Genomic DNA, 17,945 nt, shown 5'->3' on the forward strand with positions numbered 1-17,945 from the left:
CCGTCGAGACGCGGGTAGCGGTGGGGGCGCCGAGCGGGCCCGTTCAGCGGACGCCGCTGTACTGGCCTTCCACCTGGTACAGGTCCGTGGAGGTGCTGATCAGTTCCTGCTGTTCTTCCTGCGAACCGACCATCGGCTGCGAGCCGTTGAGCGGGACCTGGGAGCTCTCCGGCAGGAACCTCACCGTCACCAGGCCGATGACGCCGGCCAGCATCAGGTAGTAGGCGGGCATCAGGTCGTCACCGGTGAGGCTGATCAGCGCCTCGGTCACCAACGGGGTGGTGCCTCCGAAGATGGCGACGGCGAAGTTGAAGCCGATGCCCATGGCGGCGTAGCGGACGGCGGTCGGGAACAGCGCGGGCAGGGTGGCGGCGCTCGGGGCGGCGAAGCAGGCCAGCAGGGTGGAGAGGATGAGGACGCCGAAGATCGGTGGCCAGGTTCCGTCCGCCTTGATCAGGAGGAAGGACGGAACGGCAAGGACGATCATCGCGGCCGCCGAGACGCCGTAGAGGGGCCGTCGGCCGACGCGGTCGCTGAGCCGGCCGAGGAAGGTGATCAGCAGCACGATCCACACCATGCCGATCAGGACCAGGACGTCGGCGGAACCGCTGGAACGGTTCAGGGTCTCCGTCTGATAGGTGGGCAGGAAGCCGGTGACCATGTAGTTGGTGACGTTGTAGAGCAGGACGAGGCCCATGCAGATGAGCAGGGGCCGCCAGTGGTCCTTGACGATGGTCCGCAGCTCGTCGCCGGTCGACTCCTGGGCGAGGCTCTTCTCGTGCTCGTCCAACTGCTGCTGGAAGGCCGGGGACTCCTCCAGCTTGAGCCGCATGTACAGGCCGATGACGCCGAGGGGCCCGGCGATCAGGAACGGGATGCGCCAGCCCCACGAGAGCATCTCCGTGTCGGAGAGCAGCAGGTTCAGTACGGTGACCAGGGCCGAGCCGAGCGCGTAGCCGGTGAAGGTGCCGAAGTCGAGCCAGCTGGAGAGGAACCCGCGGCGGCGGTCCGGTGAGTACTCGGCGACGAAGGTGGTGGCGCCGCCGTACTCGCCGCCGGTGGAGAAGCCCTGGACCATGCGGGCGAGCAGCAGAAGGACCGGGGCGGCGATGCCGATCGTGCCGTAACTGGGAATCAGGCCGATGGCGAAGGTGCCGACCGCCATCATGATCATGGTGGTGGCCAGCACCTTCTGCCGGCCGATACGGTCGCCCAGCGGGCCGAAGACGAGGCCACCGAGGGGCCGTACGACGAACGCCGCCGCGAAGGTCGCGAAGGACGAGATCACCTGGGCGGCCGGCGAGGCTCCCGGGAAGAACACCTTTCCGATGGTGGCGGCGAGGTAGCTGTAGACGCCGAAGTCGAACCATTCCATGCAGTTGCCGAGTGCGGAGGCGCTGACGGCCCGCTTCAGCAGCGGCCGTTCGACGACCTGGACGTCCTCCTCGCGGAAGGCACCCTTGTTCCGGCGCAGCCGCCGGGTCAGTTCCTCCCGGACCTGGTGCGGGAGGTTCGCGACGGACTTCGGGACGGGCCCCCTGTTCGGCGGATCGGGCTGATCCTCCAGCTTCGCGCCTACCACAATTTCCGCCTTTCTTCCGATATTGCCTGGGTCGCGCCGATCGTCCGGCGCACGTCACTTCTACTGCCCGGGTTTGCGCGCGCCACACAGCAAACGCCCACCCCGACGAGGACATCGAGGTGGGCGGCCCCTTGCCGCCCACGCTCAGCCGCTGCCACATCTCCAGGTGTTTGTCGATCAGTCGGGCGTGGGCCCGGTAAGCGACCGCCGGGCTGCCGCCGGTGATTCCGTCGATGTTCGGATCCGGTCAGGGCGGCGGCGCCCGCGAGAAGAAGGGGTCGAGAACGACCTGTTCCGGCGTTCCGGGAAAGGTCATCGGGACCTTAAAATCCCCATGACCACGACGGGGGAACGAGTGTTATGGACACCGTTATCGTGCAGTTGCCCGAAGAAACACCGGCACGCCACAGAAGAATGAGACAGAAACCGCGACTTCTGCACATGGGGCCTGGTGAGACGAAGGACTTCGGCCGGGGAGTTCCCGGCGAGTTACCGGCCATCGTGCTGACCGATCCGGGGGTGTCGCGCAACGCCGGACGCATCGAGGCCGCCGGGGATTTCTGGAGGTTGTCGAACTTCAGCGCCACGTCCACCTATGTGGTGGAGAACCTCGAAGGGGCCGGCGAATACGTCAAGGTCGCGCCGGGGCGGCTCGGTGCCCCCATTCCGTTCGAGTTCTCACGGGTCGTACTGCCCGCGCTGGACGGCACCGCCATGTTCAAGGTATTCGCGCCGCAGCACGCCTACGCGCAGGACGGGGCGGGTCCCGACTACGGGGAGCGGACCGTCAGTCCCTTCTCGCTCGACCCGACGTCGAAGTACTTCCTGGTCCTGGTCGCGCTGTGCGAGCCCAGGCTGCGCAGTTCCTCCGGCGCGGCCCTGCCCGGTGCCGGGGAGATCGTCGAGCGGCTGCGTCCCCTGGAGTCGTGCCGTGACCTGACCCGCTCGGCGGTGAACTACCACATCGACTACCTGACGTCCGCGAAGCTGAGGCTGCGCACCGTCCAGGAGGACGACCTGCCCGCGTACGGTCCGAAGGACGGCGGCCGGGTGGGCGCCAAGCGCGAGGACGTCGTGACGCTGGCGCTGCGCTTCAACCTGGTGCACGAGGAGCATCTCTCGCTGCTGCCCCGGCGCGGCGTCGCACCCTGTCCGACGGCGGCGGATGCGGCGGCGTCCGAAGCTGCGGCGTCGTCGCCTCCCGCGCACGAGCGGCTGATCCGGCGCCGTCTCTGACATCTGCCTGGGTGAAAGCCCTGATCTCCGCGGCGGCCAGAAGATCGTCCGCGGCGGAGAAAAGATCGAGGGGCCCCGCCGGACTGCCGGCCTCGGTCCGCCCGCCACCGGCGCCCACTGCCGAGCTTGCGGGGGCAGGGCCGTGCGGTGCACCGGCTGCCGTGCGGCAGGCTCAGTGCCGTGCGACACACCCGCTGCTGAGAACCCCGGCTCGCCTTCCCGGCGCGGCCGGGGTTCTCGGCACGTGATAGGACGATCCGCTAGAGATCGCGATCGAGGAGTGCACGTGACAGATATGGCAGCGGCGGCCACCGGCGTACGGGTCTTCGTCGACAAGCAGAGTCCCGAGGCGTACCAGGCCCTGACGGCCACGGCCGAAGCCGTGCGGGGCGTCGCCGCCGCGGCGGGGCTGGACCGGCCGCTCGTCGAACTCGTCAACATCCGGGTGTCCCAGCTCAACGCTTGCGCGTACTGCCTCAACCTGCACACCAGGGCCGCGCTGCGGGCCGGGGAGACCACCCAGCGACTGGGTGTCCTTCCGGCCTGGCGGGACACCCAGCTGTTCACGGCCCGGGAGCGGGCCGCGCTCGCACTTGCGGAGGCCACCACGCATCCGGCGGACGCCCGGGCACAGGAGAGCGCCTACGCCGAGGCACGGGCCGTCCTGTCCGACGACGAGATGTCGGCGGTGATCTGGGTGGCGATCACGATCAACGCTTTCAACCGGGTGTCGGTCATGAGCAAGCATCCCGTGCGTGCTGCTGCGGTGCCGCCGCCGTCATCGGTGTGACGGCTCTCGGCCGGCCGATGCCCCACGAGGCTGCCCGTCGGCCGGTCTGCCGCATCGCGGGGCCCGCACAGCGGTCGGCCCGGCCACCGCGTGTCGTGGTGGCCGGGCCGGCCTGAGGGACGCGTCGCCTCAGCCCTGGCGGGCCTTGAAGCGCGGATCCTTCTTGTTGATCACGTACGTCACGCCCCGGCGGCGTACCACCTGGGCTCCCGGCTTGGACTTCAGCGAACGCAGGGAATTGCGCACCTTCATGTCCTGCCCTCCTTCCTGCTCGGACTCTGGACTGCGGTCAGCGGCGGGCGGTGGCCGCCGTAGCGTCGCTCGAACCGCTCCACCCGGCCCGCGGTGTCCACGACCCGCGACGTTCCGGTGTAGAACGGGTGGCTGGCCGACGAGATCTCGACGTCGATCAGCGGGTAGGTGACTCCGTCCGTCCACTCGGTCGTCCGCGTCGAGGGCGCGGTCGAGCGGGTGAGGAACGTGGCTCCCGCCGCACGGTCGTGGAAAACGACCGGGCGGGAGACGGGGTGGATGTCGGGCCTCATGGTGTGTCCTTCCTTACGGCCGTCCGGGCGAGGGGAGTTGGTTGTGGTCATCGCTCCTCGCGGAAGGCGACGTGCTCCCCGGTCACCGGGTCGTACTTGCGCAGGACCAGTCGGTCGGGGTCGTTGAGACGGTTCTTGCGGGTCACGTAGGTGGTGCCGGTCCCGGCCGTCGACCTCAGCGTGACGACGGGGCGCACGGTGTTGCGTGCCATGAGGTCCTCCTTCCGCCCACATCCACGGATCCACGGGCTTCTTGGTCCGCGCATGTCAGCTACGTGGGGTTCAACGCAGCCCCCCGCCGGTACATTCCCGCCTCTTCGGGGGGCATCTCCGGGCCTCTTCGGGGCCTCTTCGGAGGACGACCGCCGAATCCCGCCGGCTGTGATCAGCCGGACCGGAACGATGATGGCGCGTGCGGTCCCGACCGCCGGTCCGTCGGCTCCCATGTCAGCGACTCCTGCGGTGGATGAGGGTGAAGTCCTGCTCCCAGGCGACCGGGCCGTCGGACGGTGAGGTCTCCCGGGTGACGGTGGCAGCGGGGAAAACTCATCGTCCCGTCGTGTTTCTTCCTGTTGTTCCTCATGGTGCGGGCGGCGGCCCCGAAAGTTTGATGGATCACGCCGCTCCGTCGGCCCTGACCACCTGATCCACCAAGGGAGTCGTCATCAGCACCACCGCTCCCCCTTCAGGTGTGCCGGAGTCCCGCGGCGAGCGCCTCCAGCCAGGCGGCGACCGGACCGAGACTCAGCAACCCGCTGCCGGCGCCCGCGAGTTCCCCCGCTGCCGGTGCGAGCGCGGTGTGGGCCCGCCGCATCGTCGTACGGTCACCCACGCGGATCGCCGTGTGCGCGAGCAAACACCACAGCGCCTCGTGCAGCAGGTCGCGGGGCGGGGACGGTAAGGACGTGAGCAGGCGCGCGGCCTCCTCCTCGCGCCCCTCGGCCACCAGCAGCAGCGGACGCACCCACGGCTCGTACGGTCCCCAGTCACCCAGCGGCTCCGGGACGAGGTGCTGTTCGTGACGCACGTACAGGCACAGCAGGGCCAGCGGCAGCAGCCCGGACTCGAGACCGGGCATTCCGCAGCCGTCCAGCAGTGCGGCGGCGCCGCGGTAGGCGGCTTCGGCTGTGTACAGGGGCTCGGTCATCGAGGTGCGCAGCGCCCGGTACCAGGTGGTGAAGACGGACGCCAGGGGGAGTTCGTGGCGCTCGGCCAGGGCGTCGGCGGCCTGTGCGTGGTGGTCGGCTCCGGCCAGATCGGCCCGTGCACAGCGGGCCTGGAGACGGCTCGGATACGACGCCGCCGCCCTGTGGGGCGCCTGGGCGACGGACCTGCGGCACTCGACTGTGACCTGCGGACACTTCATGGCCGAGGAGGCGCCGGCGGACATCGCCAAGGCGCTGCGCGACCTGCTCGGCACGCCGGCTCCCAGCCGGTCCACGAGGAACGACCGAGGCCCGGGCACCGATGTTCCGCGGTGACCGGGCCTGCGGGTGAGCCGGTGTCAGCTGCCGTCGAGTCGCGCGCAGGAGCCCCTTGCCCAGTTCGGCGCCTTCACGGCTGCGTCACGGGAGCGCGACCGGTCCCCCGTTCCGGTCGTGCCCCCGTGGTGCGTAGAACCTACGTGGCGGGAAGAACCGTTGGGAATCGCGTCCATGCGCGCTGCGCCGCCCTGAGGACTCACCCGTGCACAGGTGAGTCCGGATAGCCCGGTTTGGTCCGGTCGAGGACCGGTGGTTCGAGATCACCGACGGCGAGATGGGCGAGGACGACCTCGTAGAGGTCGCTGCCGGCGGCGAGGAGCCGGCGTTCGAGGACGGGCTCCGCGCTGCGGACGTGGTCGCGCACGGTCTGGGCGTGCATGCCCAGGGCGTGCGCGGCGCGTTCGGCGTTGCCTCCGGCGGCGATCCAGCCGCGCAGGGTCCGGCGCAGGTCGCGGGCGTCCGTGTCCAGCCGTCCGAGAAGGTCGCAGGCCCAAGCCCGTACGGCGGTCCCTGCCAGCAGGTCGATGAGCCGGGCGGAGGCCGGCGCCGGCCCGGAGCCCTCGGCCGGCGCCTCGGAGAGACCGATCTGGGTGTTGAGGGCCAGGTGGGCGACCGCGCGGACGGGGAGGTGGGCGAAGTCCGTGCACAGCAGGCCTTCGACACGTTCCATGCGGGCCCGCACGGTGTTGCGGCTCACGCCGAGGATCTTGGCGGCGCTGACGGCGGTGAACTCCAGTCCCAGCCGGGTGGTGGCGAGGAGTTCGGCGCGGGTGTGGTGCGCAAGGGTGTCGAGGGGCCGCAGCAGGAGGGCGGTCCATGCGCGGAGCACAGCCGGGTCCATCAGGCGTTCGGGGTGGGTGCGTTCGGCGTAGACGGCCGTCTTCTCCGGCCGGAAGTGGGCCACGGCGAGGGCGCTGACGGCCTGTCCGTAGGCGGTGGCGGTGCGGGCGAGGCTCTGCCGGACGCTGCCGCCGAGGAAGGTGCCGGGGTACCGGTCGATCAGCGACCGCAGGGCCTCGGCGGCGGACTCGCCGGGAGTCACGACGATCACGTGTTCGTCGACGGCGGGACAGCGCACCACCAGGGCCTGTCCCTCCGTCGCGTCGAGGCATGCCTCGGCGAGCCGGTCGCGTGCCGCGGCGTCGCCCTCCAGGACGTAGACGCAGGCGGTGTCCGTGTCGAGGAGTCCTGGCCACAGCCCTGCGGCGACGCGGCGGGCCGAGACAGTGTCCTCCACCATCAGCAGTTGCAGGATCGCCAGCCGCAGATCGGACGCCGCCCGCCGCAGCCGGTGGCCGGCCGCGGTCGTCTCCCGGGCCCGCAGCAGCAGTTCGAGGACCTGGGCGGTGCGCAGCACGACCTCCGAGGCACGCCGGTCGAACGGGGCGGGGCGGGACACGGCGAGCACTGCGGCGGCGCCCGGTTGTGGGCGCTCCACCCGCACCAGGCGCAGGTGGTGCCGCTGCCCTTCCCAGGAGACGGAGGCGATGCGGCCGGTGACGAGGTCCGCGACCAGGTTCTCGTCCACCGCGACGCGGGTGCCGGCGAGGAGGGCGCCGCTGCCGTCCTGGAGGGATGCGGCGCCCTGGACGGCGTCCGCGAGCCAGGCGACGACCCGGCGGACGTCGCGCTCGGCCGGCCGCAGATGGTCGAGGAGTTCCCGCGCCCAGGCCGCCTCCTCGCCGCCCCGCGCCTCCGAACGACGTTCCCTGTTCTCCCGTCCCGCCACGTCGCCCTTCCTCTCGCGCCCGTTCGCCCGTTCGCCCTTCGCCCGTTCCGCGGCATACCGTCCGGTACGGTACCTCACCCCTTCCGGTCGAACAGGTGCCGCAGGGGCCCGGCTTGTCCGGCTACCCACGGACGCGGACGTGGACGTGGATGTGCCGGGCATCCGCCGCCGCAACGCCTCCCCGTCCCGGCCGCACTGGCCCTGCTCTGGCGCGCGGACGACACCCGTGCCGAGGTCGCCGAGTTCGTCGCCGCGTTCCCGGCATCGTCGTCCGGCCCAGGCAGCATTCGGTAGGCCGGCAGTCGGTGGGCCCGGCGCACACCGGATCTCCGCCCGCCGAGCGACCGGCCCACCTCAGTGGCGTACGACCGGCCCGCCCCGGCGGCATACGGCTCCGGGTGGGCCCCACGTGGGGGCCCGGCCGCCGGACACCCGCGTGGGGCATAAGCTCGGCAGATGGCGAAGTACTTCGACGTGCACCCCGAAAACCCCCAGCCGCGCACCATCTCGCAGGTCGCCGACAGCATCCGCTCCGGCGCGCTCATCGCGTACCCGACGGATTCCTGCTACGCACTGGGCTGCCGGCTCGGCAGCCGTGACGGCATCGACCGGATCCGGACCATCCGCCGGCTGGACGACCGGCACCACTTCACCCTCGTGTGCCAGGACTTCGCGCAGCTCGGCCAGTTCGTACGGATCGACAACGACGTGTTCCGCGCGATCAAGGCGTCGACCCCGGGCAGCTACACCTTCATTCTGCCCGCGACGAAGGACGTGCCGCGGATGCTCCAGCACCCCAAGAAGAAGACCGTCGGCGTTCGCATCCCCGACCATGTCGTCACTCAGGCGCTCCTCACCGAGCTCGGGGAGCCGCTGCTGTCGAGCACGCTGCTGCTGCCCGACGAGGAGGAGCCGATGACCCAGGGCTGGGAGATCAAGGACCGGCTCGATCACGTCCTGGACGCGGTGGTCGACTCGGGCGACTGCGGCACCGAGCCGACCACGGTCATCGACTTCTCCGGCGGCGAGGCCGAGATCATCCGCAAGGGCGCGGGCGACACGACACGGTTCGAGTAGGAGTTCTGCCGGAACTGGAGCGGGAGCAGGAGCAGGAGCAGGAGCGGGAGCCGGAGCCCGGGCCGGAGCATGCGGGGGCGGGCGTGGCGGGACAAGGGCCGCGTGCCACCATGATCCGGCCTGGCCCCCTCCTGGCGGGCAGGGCGTGCGCCGACTCCCCCGCTTCAGAGAGGCAGCCCCGACATGACCGCCGTACAGGGCACAGTTGTCGACATCCCCACCGAGGACGGCATCGCGGACGCCTACCTCGCCCATCCCGCTGACGGGAAACCGCACCCCGGGGTCGTGCTCTACATGGACGCCTTCGGACTGCGCCCGCAGCTGAGGTCGATGGCGGACCGGCTGGCCGAGGCCGGTTACACGGTCCTGGTGCCCAACCTGTTTTACCGGCACGGGCGTGCGCCCGTGGTCGACCTGCCGGAGTTCATCGATCCGGCCGCGCGTCCGGAGATCTTCGAGGAGATCGTCCCGCTCATACGGTCGTTGACTCCGGAGCTCGCGGCGCGGGACGCCGACGCCTACCTGCGCCGGCTGGCCGGCTCCCCGGCGGTCGTCGACGGTCCGGTCGCCCTCACCGGCTACTGCATGGGCGCCCGGCTCGCCCTGCTCACCGCGGGCACCTACCCGGAGCGGGTCGCCGCGGCGGCCGGCTTCCACGGCGGGCACCTCGCGACCGACGCCCCGGACAGCTGGCATCTGGTGGCCGAAAACATCACCGCCGAACTGTACTTCGGGCACGCCGACCAGGACCCGTCGCTGCCCGTCGAGCAGATCGAACGCCTGGAGGAGGCCCTCACCGCGGCCGGTGTCCGCCACACCTGCGAGGTCTACACCGGCGCACACCACGGATACACGCAGGTCGACACCTCCGCGTACGACCGCGCGGGCGACGAACGGCACTGGGCCGCTCTGCTGGACCTCCTGAAGCGAACGTTCTGACTCGACGTCGGAGCGGACGACCGGAGAGCCTGCCTACCGCTATGTACCGGGAGAGGGCGAGTGGCCGAAACTCGCTGTTCAGTGGCTCAAACTCTTCCGTGGATGGCCGAATTCGATCCCAATGATCGCGAGTTGGCCTCCTACCAGCGGTAACGCCTTGCTTTACTCGTGTCATACCCGTAGACCTTCCCCAGAAAGCGGTGGCTCTGGGGGAGAGTTGGCTATGGAAGGCACGATTGACGGGTTCCGCTATGGAGCGGTCACCCCCGTCGCGGCGTACTTGATGGCGTGTATCGGTGGGGCTCTGGGGCTGCGGTGCATTGTCCGTACCCTGCTGGACGACCAGGCGTGGAAGACCGGGTGGCTGGCGCTGGGCGCCGCCTCGATCGGCTGCGGCATCTGGACGATGCACTTCATCGCCATGATGGGTTTCCAGGTCGAGGAAGCCGGGATCCACTACGACGTGCCGCTGACGTTGCTCAGTCTCGCCGTGTCGGTCGTCGTCGTCGGCATCGGCGTGTTCATCGTCGGCCGGCGCGGCGCGGGCCGCACCACGCTCGGCGTCGCCGGCGTGATCACCGGTCTCGGTGTCGCCGCGATGCACTACCTGGGCATGGCGGCGATGCAGTTGAACGGGGACTTCAGCTTCGACCCGGTGGTCGTCGCGCTCTCCGTGGTGATCGCGATCGCCGCGGCCACGGCGGCCCTGTGGGCGGCCGTTTCCGTCCGCGGCTTCCTGACGAGCCTCGGCGCGAGCATGATCATGGGTGTGGCCGTGTCCGGGATGCACTACACGGGGATGGCCGCCGTCAGTGTGCACGTGCACAACGGCGACAGCGGTGCCTGGGCGGAAGACTCGCCCGCTGAGCTGCTGCTGCCCATGCTGCTGGGGCCGGTCGTCTTCCTGGTGCTGGCGGGCGTGGTCGTCATGTTCGATCCCCTGCTGGTCCTGGGCGACGGCGAGTGGAACGAGGGCGGGCAGCCCCGGAGGGCCAGGGCCGAAGCACCGGCGGCTCCCCCGCCCGACGCCCGGCCCGGCTCCCCCTACGGGGCGGTCGCCGATTCCGTACACCGGCACGGCCCCGCTCTCGCACCACCGGATCCGCACCAGGGCGCTCTTCGCGGGCGGCGATGGTAGCCGTCGGTCCGGTCCGATCCCGGTGCCGTACACAAGACTCCTGACCGCCCGTACGGCGACGTGAGGCAATGGCAGTGACGGTGTCGGGGCCCGGCGGCGCCCGGTCCGGGTCGGGGTCCCTCCCGGCCGGTTCCAGCTCGTTGTTACGGTGCACCGGTGTCTGACTCCTCACGTGATACCGCCGAAGGCGCCGGCTGGGGTACGGCGGAACACGGCCGGTACCGGCGGCTGATGCCGTCCAAGGTCGAGAAAATCTCCTGGTTGAACCCGAAGACGCTGTGGGCCGCCCGCAACGGCGTACTGGCCTCCTGGTTCGGGGACCCCACGGGCCGGACCCGCAGCCGGTGGGCGGCCCAGCGGGCGGCGGCCGGCGCCCCCGCCGACAAGGTGATCCGGCGCGACGACCCGGACACGTTCTCCTTCATGGTCATCGGTGACACGGGCGAGGGCGACGACTCCCAGTACGCCGTCGTACCGGGCTTCCTGAAGGTCGGTCAGGACACCCGGTTCGCCGTGATCGCCAGTGACGTGATCTATCCGGTGGGCAGCGCCGACGACTACGGCACCAAGTTCTTCCGCCCGTACCAGGACTACCGGGCGCCGATCTACGCGATACCCGGCAACCACGACTGGTATGAGGACCTCGGCGCCTTCATGCGCGTCTTCTGCGACGACGCCCCTCCTCCGGCTCCCGAGCCCGCGCCGCGCCCCCTCACCCGGGCCTGGCTGCGGTCCCTGCTGTGGCACCGACCGCACCCGCACGACGGCCGACACCTCGACCAGGCCCGCCGGTTGCGTGCCGCGCAGGCCCAACAGGCCGTGCAACCGGGCCCGTACTGGGCCGTGGACGCCGGACCGGTGCGGATCATAGGGATCGACACGGGACTGCTGGGCACCCTCGACGCCGAGCAGGGCGCCTGGCTCCGCGAGGTCTCCCGGGGCTCCCGCCCGAAGATCCTCATCACCGGCTCGCCGCTGTACGTGGACGGCGAGCACCACCCCTGCCCGATAGAGGGCGGCGGCACGGTCGACGACATCGTCCGCGATCCCCACCACCACTACGTGGCCGCGATAGGCGGCGACATCCACAACTACCAGCGTTATCCGGTGCAGGTGGACGGCCGCACCCTCCAGTACGTCGTCTCGGGCGGCGGCGGGGCGTTCATGCACGCCACCCACACGATCCCCCGCGTCTCGGTCGCCGACATCGCCGAGAAGGACTTCCGCTGCTACCCGCTGCGTGGTGACTCCCTCGCCTTCTACAGCAGGCTCTACGGCCGCCGGCTGCGGCTGCGCCGCTTCTTCACCCTCACCGAGGCCGAGGCGACGGCCGTGATCGCCGAACGGCTCGGCATCCCGCCGACCCGCACCCCCGGCGAGGCCGCCCGGGTCACCCCGCGCATCCGGCTGGTGGCCAGTCTCCTGGGCGCCGGGGGCCGCCCCGACCGCACCTCGCGGTTCCGCCTCCCGGTCCGCAAGATCTACACGCAGTTGTTCTCGCCGAGCTCGACGACGTACAGCCCACCGTTCTTCAAGTGTTTCCTGCGCCTGGACGTCACCCCGGAGGCGATCCGGCTGCGCTGCCACGCCGCCACCGGGAACCTCGCCCAGGAGATCGACCCGCCGGTCGAGGACGAGGTGACCATTCCGCTTGCCTGACGGGGCACGGAGCTGACGGGCCACTGTCTTGACGGGACAGGGGCCTGACGGGACGGGCCTGACAGGAAAGGGGCCTGACCTGGCTGGGGAACACTTCCCCGCACGGTCCGGTTGGCACTTTCGTACGCCACGTACGCCACGTACGCCACGTACGCCACGTACGCCATGATCGAAGAACGCCGGAGGAGCCCGTGCCGCCCACCTCACGCCCGTTGCGCAAGCTGGGATTCCTGACCATCGGCCTGTTCGACGAGGCGGATCCGCGCCGGGGCCACGAGTCCACTCTGGAGATCATCGAGCTGGGTGAGCGGCTGGGCTTCGACAGCGCGTGGCTGCGCCACCGCCATCTGCAGTACGGCATCTCCTCCCCCGTCGCGGTCCTGGCGGCGGCCTCACAGCGCACCAGCCGGATCGAACTCGGCACCGCCGTGATCCCGCTGGGCTGGGAGAACCCGCTGCGCCTCGCCGAGGACCTGGCGACCGTCGACCTGCTCTCCGGCGGGCGCCTCAACCCGGGAGTGAGCGTGGGCCCGCCGATGCACTACGACCAGCTCAAGGGCGCGCTGTATCCCGACACGGCGGACACCGAGGACTTCAGCTACGAACGGGTGCGGCGACTGCTGGACTTCGTGCGGGGCGAGCCGGCCACCGACTTCAGCGGGGTCGAGGGCTTCGAGGTGTTCTCCGACCGGGTACAGCCCCACTCCCCTGGTCTGGGCCGCCGCCTCTGGTACGGCGGCGGCAGTCTCGGTTCGGCGCGCTGGGCCGGTGAGCACGGTATGAACTTCCTGGTCAGCAGTGTCGTCAAGGCGGAAGAGGCGGAAGAGGCCGAAGAGGCCGAGGGGACACCGGACTTCGCCGGGATCCAGCTGTCCCACATCCGCGCCTTCCGGGCCGCCCACCCCGACGGCGAGGGCGCCCGCGTCTCCCAGGGCCTCGTCGTCATCCCCACCGACTCCGCCTCTCCCGGACAGCGCGCGAAGTACGAGGAGTACGCGGCTGCCCGCACCCCTCGTACCGCCGCACCGCAGGGTCCCGCCCGGCTGATGTTCGCGCCCGACATCGTCGGCACCTCGGACGAGATCGCCGAACGGCTCCACGCACACGCCGCGTTCCGCGAGGTCGACGAGGTGGCGTTCGCGCTGCCGTTCACCTTCGAGCACGAGGACTACGTGCAGATCCTCACCGACATGGCGACCAGGCTCGGGCCCGCCCTGGGCTGGCAGCCGGGCGTCTGAAAAGCCCGCGTCCGGTCCTGTAGGTCACCAGCGCCCGGATGCGGTGCCGGCCATCGGCTCCGACGGCTTTCCGTCCACGCCGACCGGAACGTCCCCGGCGAGCATCACCCGGTGCATGGTCCGGGGAAAGTCGAGGTGGGCGTTGTCGCCGGGCGCGAGATGGATGGTGGCCCGGTTGTCCCAGAAGGCCACGCTGCCCGGCTCCCAGCGGAAGCGGACCGTGTACTCGGGCCGGGTCGCCTGCTCCAGCAGCATCTCGAGGATCGCGGCGCTCTCGGCCCGGGAGAGGCCGGCGATCTGCTCGACGTAGTAGCCGTTGACGTACAGGATCCGCTCCCCGGACTCCGGGTGGACCCGCACCAGCGGGTGCAGGGAGGCGACCTGGTGGTCCAGCAGATGCCGGACGTACGCGTCGTCGCCGGTCCTCGGCTGATAGCCGACGCCGAGCCGGTGCTCCGCCCGGAGCCCGTCCACGAACTCCCGTACCGGGCCGGAGAGTCCGTCGTACGCGGCCGCCAGATTGGACCAGGTGGTGTCGCCGCCGTACGGCGGGACAGTCTCGGCACGCAGGATCGTCGCGGCCGGCGGGTCGATGCGGGCGCCGTGGTCGCAGTGCCAGCCGCGCAGCAGGCTGTGCCGCCGGCGGCGCAGCCATTCCTCGTGCTCCATGCCGAACCTGCCGCCCAGCTCCAGCCGGTCGGCGGTCGTCTCGATCTCCGGGAAGTCCTGCGGGGAGGCGCTGCCGCGCCTGCTCTGCACCACCGGTTCGCCGAAGCGTCGCGCGAACGCCACCTGCCCGGCGTGGTCGAGTCGCTGCCCCCTGAAGAACACCACCTTCCAGCGCAGCACCGCCGCGCGGATCGCGGCGACCACGGCGTCGTCGAGATCGCCGGCCAGGTCGACACCCGTGATCTCGGCGCCGATGTGTCCGGCGACCGGGTTCGCCTCGATCCCCGTGGTCTCGTCCGAGCGGTCCGCAGTGGCCCTGTCCGTCGTCATACGCGCTCCGATGATCCGTCCGTCCGCACCGGCCGGTCCGGGCCGGCTCCCTGAAGATCGTGACAGTGTTTGCCCTGTGGGGCGACAGGGCGTCGTACGGTCATGGCCCCTTCAGCTGGACGCCTGTGTTCGTTCTGGCCCGTCCGGTTGATCGCCCCGCGCCCCGTCCGTGAGGGTGGGGGTACGACACAGTCAAGGGAAGGTCCGGCAGTGAGCAGCATCCCGACGTACACCCTCAACGACGGCACGACGATCCCCGCCTTCGGTCTGGGCACCTGGCCGATGGACGACACCCAGGCGGAGCGGGAGGTACGCGACGCCCTGGAGACGGGCTACCGGCTCGTCGACACGGCGACGAACTACCGCAACGAGACCGGCGTCGGTCGCGGTGTGGCCGCCGCTTCGGTGCCCCGCGAGGAGGTCGTGGTGACGACGAAGCTCCCCGGCCGGCACCACGGCTACGAGAAGACCCTCGCCTCCTTCGAGGAGTCCCGCGCCCGCCTCGGCCTCGACTACGTGGACCTGTACCTGATCCACTGGCCGCTCCCACGCGTCGACCGGTATGTCGACTCCTGGAAGGCCATGATCAAGCTCCGTGAGGAGGGCCTCGTCCGCTCGATCGGCGTCTCCAACTTCACCGCCGGTCACATCGAGCGGCTGGAGAAGGAGACCGGCGTCCTGCCCTCCGTCAACCAGATCGAGCTGCACCCCTTCTTCCCGCAGGACGAGCTGCGCGCCTTCCACGCCGGCAAGGGCATCGTGACCGAGAGCTGGAGCCCGCTGGGCCGGGGCACAGCCCTGCTCGACGACCCCGCCGTCGCGGCCGCCGCCGAGGCCCACGGCGTGACACCGGGCCAGGTCGTCCTGCGCTGGCACATCCAGCTGGGGGCGCTTCCCATCCCGAAGTCGGCGAACGCCGAGCGCCGGCGCCAGAACCTCGACGTCTTCGGTTTCGAACTGAGCCCCGCCCAGGTGGAGGCGATCGCGGACCGCCCCCACCGGCGCGTCGGCGGGGACCCGGAGACACACGAGGAGTTCTGACGCCGTGCGCCGCACGGCACGCTGTTCTCCGAGCGCGCGCCGAACCCGTGCTGCCCGTCCGGGTGATCAGAACTCCGGCGTCAGCGACTGTTCGGCCCAGATCGTCTTGCCGCCGCCGGTCTGCCGGCTGCCCCAGCGCTGGGTGAGCTGGGCGACCAGGAGCAGGCCGCGGCCTCCCTCGTCGTAGGCGTGCGCCCGGCGCAGGTGCGGTGAGGTGGAACTGCCGTCGGAGACCTCGCAGATGAGGGTCTGGTCGCGGATCAGCCGCAGCTGGATGGGCGGTTCGCCGTACCGGATCGCGTTGGTGACCAGTTCGCTGACGACGAGTTCGGTGACGAAGGCCGCCTCGTCCAGTCCCCACGCGGCGAGTTGCTCGGTGGCGTCCTGCCGGGTGGCGGCCACCTGGGCGGGGTCCGGGGTGACGTCCCAGGTGGCGACGCGGTCCCCGCCCAGCGCCCGGGTACGGGCGAGCAGCAGGGCCACGTCGTCGCTGGGTTCCTCCGGCAGTACGGCCTTCAGGACCGTGTCGCACAGGGCGTCGAGGGTGTCGGTGCGGGCGGTCAGGGCGCGGCACAGCTCCTCGGTGGAGTGGTCGACGTCGCGGTCGCGGTCCTCGACGAGTCCGTCCGTGTACAGGGCGACGACCGCCCCCTCGGGCAGCTCCAGCTCGGTCGCCTCGAACGGCAGGCCACCGACGCCGAGCGGTGGGCCGGCGGCGAGCGGGACGAGGCTCGCCGTGCCGTCGGGCAGCACCAGCGCGGGCGGCGGATGACCGGCGGAGGCCAGGGTGAGAGAGCGGGAGACCGGGTCGTAGACGGCGTAGAGGCAGGTGGCGCCGAGTTCCGCGACCTCGTCCTCGCGGTCGCCGGAGTCCAGGTGGGTGACCAGGTCGTCGAGATGGGTGAGCAGCTCGTCGGGTGGCAGGTCCACGTCGGCGAGGGTGCGCACGGCCGTGCACAGGCGGCCCATGGTCGCCGAGGACGGGATGCCGTGTCCGACGACGTCGCCGACGACCAGGGCGACCCTGCTGCCGGAGAGGGGGATGACGTCGAACCAGTCGCCGCCGATGCCGGCCAGCGAGCCGGAGGGCAGATAGCGGTGGGCGACCTCGACCGCGGCCTGTCCGGGCAGGCCGCGGGGCAGCAGGCTGTTCTGGAGAGCCAGGGCGGTGGTGCGTTCCCGGGCGAAGCGGCGGGCGTTGTCGATGCAGACGGCGGCGCGGCCGGCGAGTTCCCCGGCCAGGACGTCGTCGTCCTCGCCGTAGTCGTCCGGGTGGGCGATGCGGACGGCGACGGCGACGCCCAGGGTGGTGCCGCGGGCCCGCAGCGGCACGGCCAGCATCGAGTGGACGCCCCTGCGGTGGGAGCGGCCGGCGGGGGCCCGCGTGTTGCGTTCGGCGACCCAGCGCACGAAGCCGGGCTCGCCCGCCTGGCTGAGGACCGCCCGGCCCTGCCGCAGCGCTCGCGCGGGCGGCGAGTAGGCGGGGTAGACATCCACCTCGCCCAGGTGCACGGCCGCCTCCGGGGTGCCTTCGGTGACGGATCCGTGGGCGACACGGCGCAGGACGATCTCACTGTCCAGGGCCGTCGGTGGCTCGTCCGCCCCGAGGACCCACTCCAGCAGGTCCACGCTGGCGAAGTCGGCGTACCGCGGGACGAGGAGCCCGACCAGTTCCTCGGCGGTGCGCACCACATCCAGGGTGGTGCCGAGGGCCGCCGCCGCCTCGTCCAGCATGGCCAGCCGCTGCCGGGCCCAGTACTGCTCGGTGCTGTCGAGCGCCGCGAGAGCGACCCCGGTCACCTCGCCGGAAGGGTTCCGCACGGGCCACATCTCGATGCTCCAGGCGTGTTCCCGGTTGAGGGAGGGGGCGCCGGTGAAGCTCTCGTAGCGGACGGGCCAGCCCGTCTCGGCCACGTGGCGCAGATTGCGCTGGAAGCCGCGGTTGGCCTCGGCGTCCTCGACGGACTCGGGGAAGTGTCGGCCGAGCAGGGTCTCCTCCGAGACACCCATCACCCGGCAGGCCGTGCCGTTGAGGCGCAGGTAGCGCTGCCGGGTGTCGAAGACGGACATCGACACCGACGCCTGCTCGAAGGCCTGCTCGGCGAGGGTCGCTTCCCGCTCGCCGGGCTGCCCGGTGAAGGGCGGTTCCCGCTCGCCGGGCTGCTCGGTGATCACATAGCCGTTCGGTGCGCCGTCCGCGCCGAACACGGGGTGCGCCCGCAGGGCGAGGGTGACGAGGGCGCCGTCCCGGTGTCGGAGGACGACGGCGCCCGCCAGCTCCGCCACGGCTCTGTCCGGCGGGTCCTCGGCGAGCAGTTCCCGCGCCGTGCGTCCCACGACCTCCTCGGCCGTGTGGCCCGTCAGCTGCCGGGCACCCTCGCTCCACCCCGTCACGATGCCCTGGGCATCCGTGGTCGCCGCAGCGGAGACGTGCTCCATATTGTCCAGGATGGCCCCTTTGTCACACCGCTTCAAGCGCGATGCGCAA

16 protein-coding genes and 1 pseudogene are annotated in these 17,945 nt (G+C 71.1%); 9 read left to right on the plus strand and 8 right to left on the minus strand.

The features are described 5' to 3' along the window. Window positions 1–43 precede the first annotated feature (43 nt). Window positions 44–1,567, minus strand: a complete 1,524-nt coding sequence (locus M2271_RS37265; RefSeq protein ID WP_280891935.1) for an MFS transporter — start codon at window positions 1,565–1,567, stop codon at window positions 44–46. Between the two features lie 375 nt (window positions 1,568–1,942). Here M2271_RS37265 and M2271_RS37270 point away from each other — a divergent pair, with 375 nt between their 5' ends. Together M2271_RS37270 and M2271_RS37275 are read left to right on the plus strand one after the other, a co-directional pair. After that, on the plus strand, window positions 1,943–2,818 hold the full coding sequence (locus tag M2271_RS37270) for a serine/threonine protein kinase (RefSeq protein WP_280891900.1): 876 nt from the start codon (window positions 1,943–1,945) through the stop codon (window positions 2,816–2,818). A 295-nt stretch (window positions 2,819–3,113) separates the two neighbouring features. Then, window positions 3,114–3,608 carry a carboxymuconolactone decarboxylase family protein gene (locus tag M2271_RS37275; RefSeq protein WP_280891936.1) on the plus strand — a complete coding sequence of 165 codons (495 nt, stop codon included), beginning with the start codon at window positions 3,114–3,116 and terminating at the stop codon, window positions 3,606–3,608. 129 nt (window positions 3,609–3,737) lie between these two features. On the opposite strand, the gene ykgO is transcribed toward M2271_RS37275, so the two are convergent. The 4 genes from ykgO to M2271_RS37295 all read right to left on the minus strand — a co-directional run bounded on the left by ykgO (window position 3,738) and on the right by M2271_RS37295 (window position 5,300). Then, window positions 3,738–3,860, minus strand: a complete 123-nt coding sequence (ykgO, locus tag M2271_RS37280) for a type B 50S ribosomal protein L36 (protein ID WP_030678658.1) — start codon at window positions 3,858–3,860, stop codon at window positions 3,738–3,740. After that, the gene (locus M2271_RS37285) at window positions 3,857–4,153 is read right to left on the minus strand and encodes a type B 50S ribosomal protein L31 (RefSeq protein WP_280891901.1); all 297 of its coding nucleotides are present in this window, start codon (window positions 4,151–4,153) and stop codon (window positions 3,857–3,859) included. The genes ykgO and M2271_RS37285 overlap by 4 nt, the downstream gene beginning before the upstream one ends. A 47-nt stretch (window positions 4,154–4,200) precedes the next feature. Then, window positions 4,201–4,365 (minus strand): 50S ribosomal protein L33, encoded by a 165-nt coding sequence (rpmG, locus tag M2271_RS37290; RefSeq protein ID WP_280891902.1) that lies wholly within the window; start codon window positions 4,363–4,365, stop codon window positions 4,201–4,203. Between the two features lie 473 nt (window positions 4,366–4,838). Then, the gene (locus tag M2271_RS37295; RefSeq protein ID WP_348539225.1) at window positions 4,839–5,300 is read right to left on the minus strand and encodes a hypothetical protein; all 462 of its coding nucleotides are present in this window, start codon (window positions 5,298–5,300) and stop codon (window positions 4,839–4,841) included. Window positions 5,301–5,439: 139 nt separating this feature from the next. Between M2271_RS37295 and M2271_RS37300 the strand changes: the two are divergent. Next, a pseudogene (locus tag M2271_RS37300) lies at window positions 5,440–5,634 on the plus strand (hypothetical protein); the annotation flags it as partial. A gap of 199 nt (window positions 5,635–5,833) precedes the next feature. Here the strand turns inward: M2271_RS37300 and M2271_RS37305 are convergent. Further along, window positions 5,834–7,366, minus strand: a complete 1,533-nt coding sequence (locus M2271_RS37305) for a helix-turn-helix domain-containing protein (RefSeq protein WP_280891903.1) — start codon at window positions 7,364–7,366, stop codon at window positions 5,834–5,836. Window positions 7,367–7,822: 456 nt separating this feature from the next. Between M2271_RS37305 and M2271_RS37310 the strand changes: the two genes are divergently transcribed. The 5 genes from M2271_RS37310 to M2271_RS37330 all read left to right on the plus strand — a co-directional run bounded on the left by M2271_RS37310 (window position 7,823) and on the right by M2271_RS37330 (window position 13,417). After that, window positions 7,823–8,443: an L-threonylcarbamoyladenylate synthase gene (locus M2271_RS37310; RefSeq protein ID WP_280891904.1), complete on the plus strand. Its 621-nt coding sequence runs from the start codon at window positions 7,823–7,825 to the stop codon at window positions 8,441–8,443. Between the two features lie 183 nt (window positions 8,444–8,626). Next, window positions 8,627–9,382 (plus strand): dienelactone hydrolase family protein, encoded by a 756-nt coding sequence (locus tag M2271_RS37315; RefSeq protein WP_280891905.1) that lies wholly within the window; start codon window positions 8,627–8,629, stop codon window positions 9,380–9,382. 223 nt (window positions 9,383–9,605) lie between these two features. Continuing rightward, window positions 9,606–10,520, plus strand: a complete 915-nt coding sequence (locus tag M2271_RS37320) for an MHYT domain-containing protein (protein WP_280891906.1) — start codon at window positions 9,606–9,608, stop codon at window positions 10,518–10,520. Between the two features lie 156 nt (window positions 10,521–10,676). Further along, entirely contained in the window at window positions 10,677–12,179 is a 1,503-nt protein-coding gene (locus M2271_RS37325) for a metallophosphoesterase (protein WP_280891907.1), read from the plus strand. 191 nt (window positions 12,180–12,370) lie between these two features. After that, complete coding sequence (locus M2271_RS37330; RefSeq protein ID WP_280891908.1) at window positions 12,371–13,417, plus strand: LLM class flavin-dependent oxidoreductase; 1,047 nt, start codon at window positions 12,371–12,373, stop codon at window positions 13,415–13,417. Between the two features lie 24 nt (window positions 13,418–13,441). On the opposite strand, the gene M2271_RS37335 is transcribed toward M2271_RS37330, so the two are convergent. Continuing rightward, window positions 13,442–14,416, minus strand: coding sequence for a TauD/TfdA family dioxygenase (locus M2271_RS37335; protein WP_280891909.1), 975 nt, complete (start codon window positions 14,414–14,416; stop codon window positions 13,442–13,444). Between the two features lie 210 nt (window positions 14,417–14,626). On the opposite strand from M2271_RS37335, the gene M2271_RS37340 reads away from it, so the two are divergent. Further along, a complete protein-coding gene (locus tag M2271_RS37340) occupies window positions 14,627–15,457 on the plus strand; it encodes an aldo/keto reductase (protein WP_280891910.1) in 831 nt (276 codons plus the stop codon). 66 nt (window positions 15,458–15,523) lie between these two features. Here M2271_RS37340 and M2271_RS37345 read toward each other — a convergent pair whose 3' ends face one another. Beyond that, complete coding sequence (locus tag M2271_RS37345) at window positions 15,524–17,896, minus strand: SpoIIE family protein phosphatase (RefSeq protein ID WP_280891911.1); 2,373 nt, start codon at window positions 17,894–17,896, stop codon at window positions 15,524–15,526. Between the last annotated feature and the right edge of the window lie 49 nt (window positions 17,897–17,945).

The sequence above is a fragment of the Streptomyces sp. LBL genome, assembly GCF_029893585.1.
In the GTDB taxonomy this organism is placed as follows: domain Bacteria; phylum Actinomycetota; class Actinomycetes; order Streptomycetales; family Streptomycetaceae; genus Streptomyces.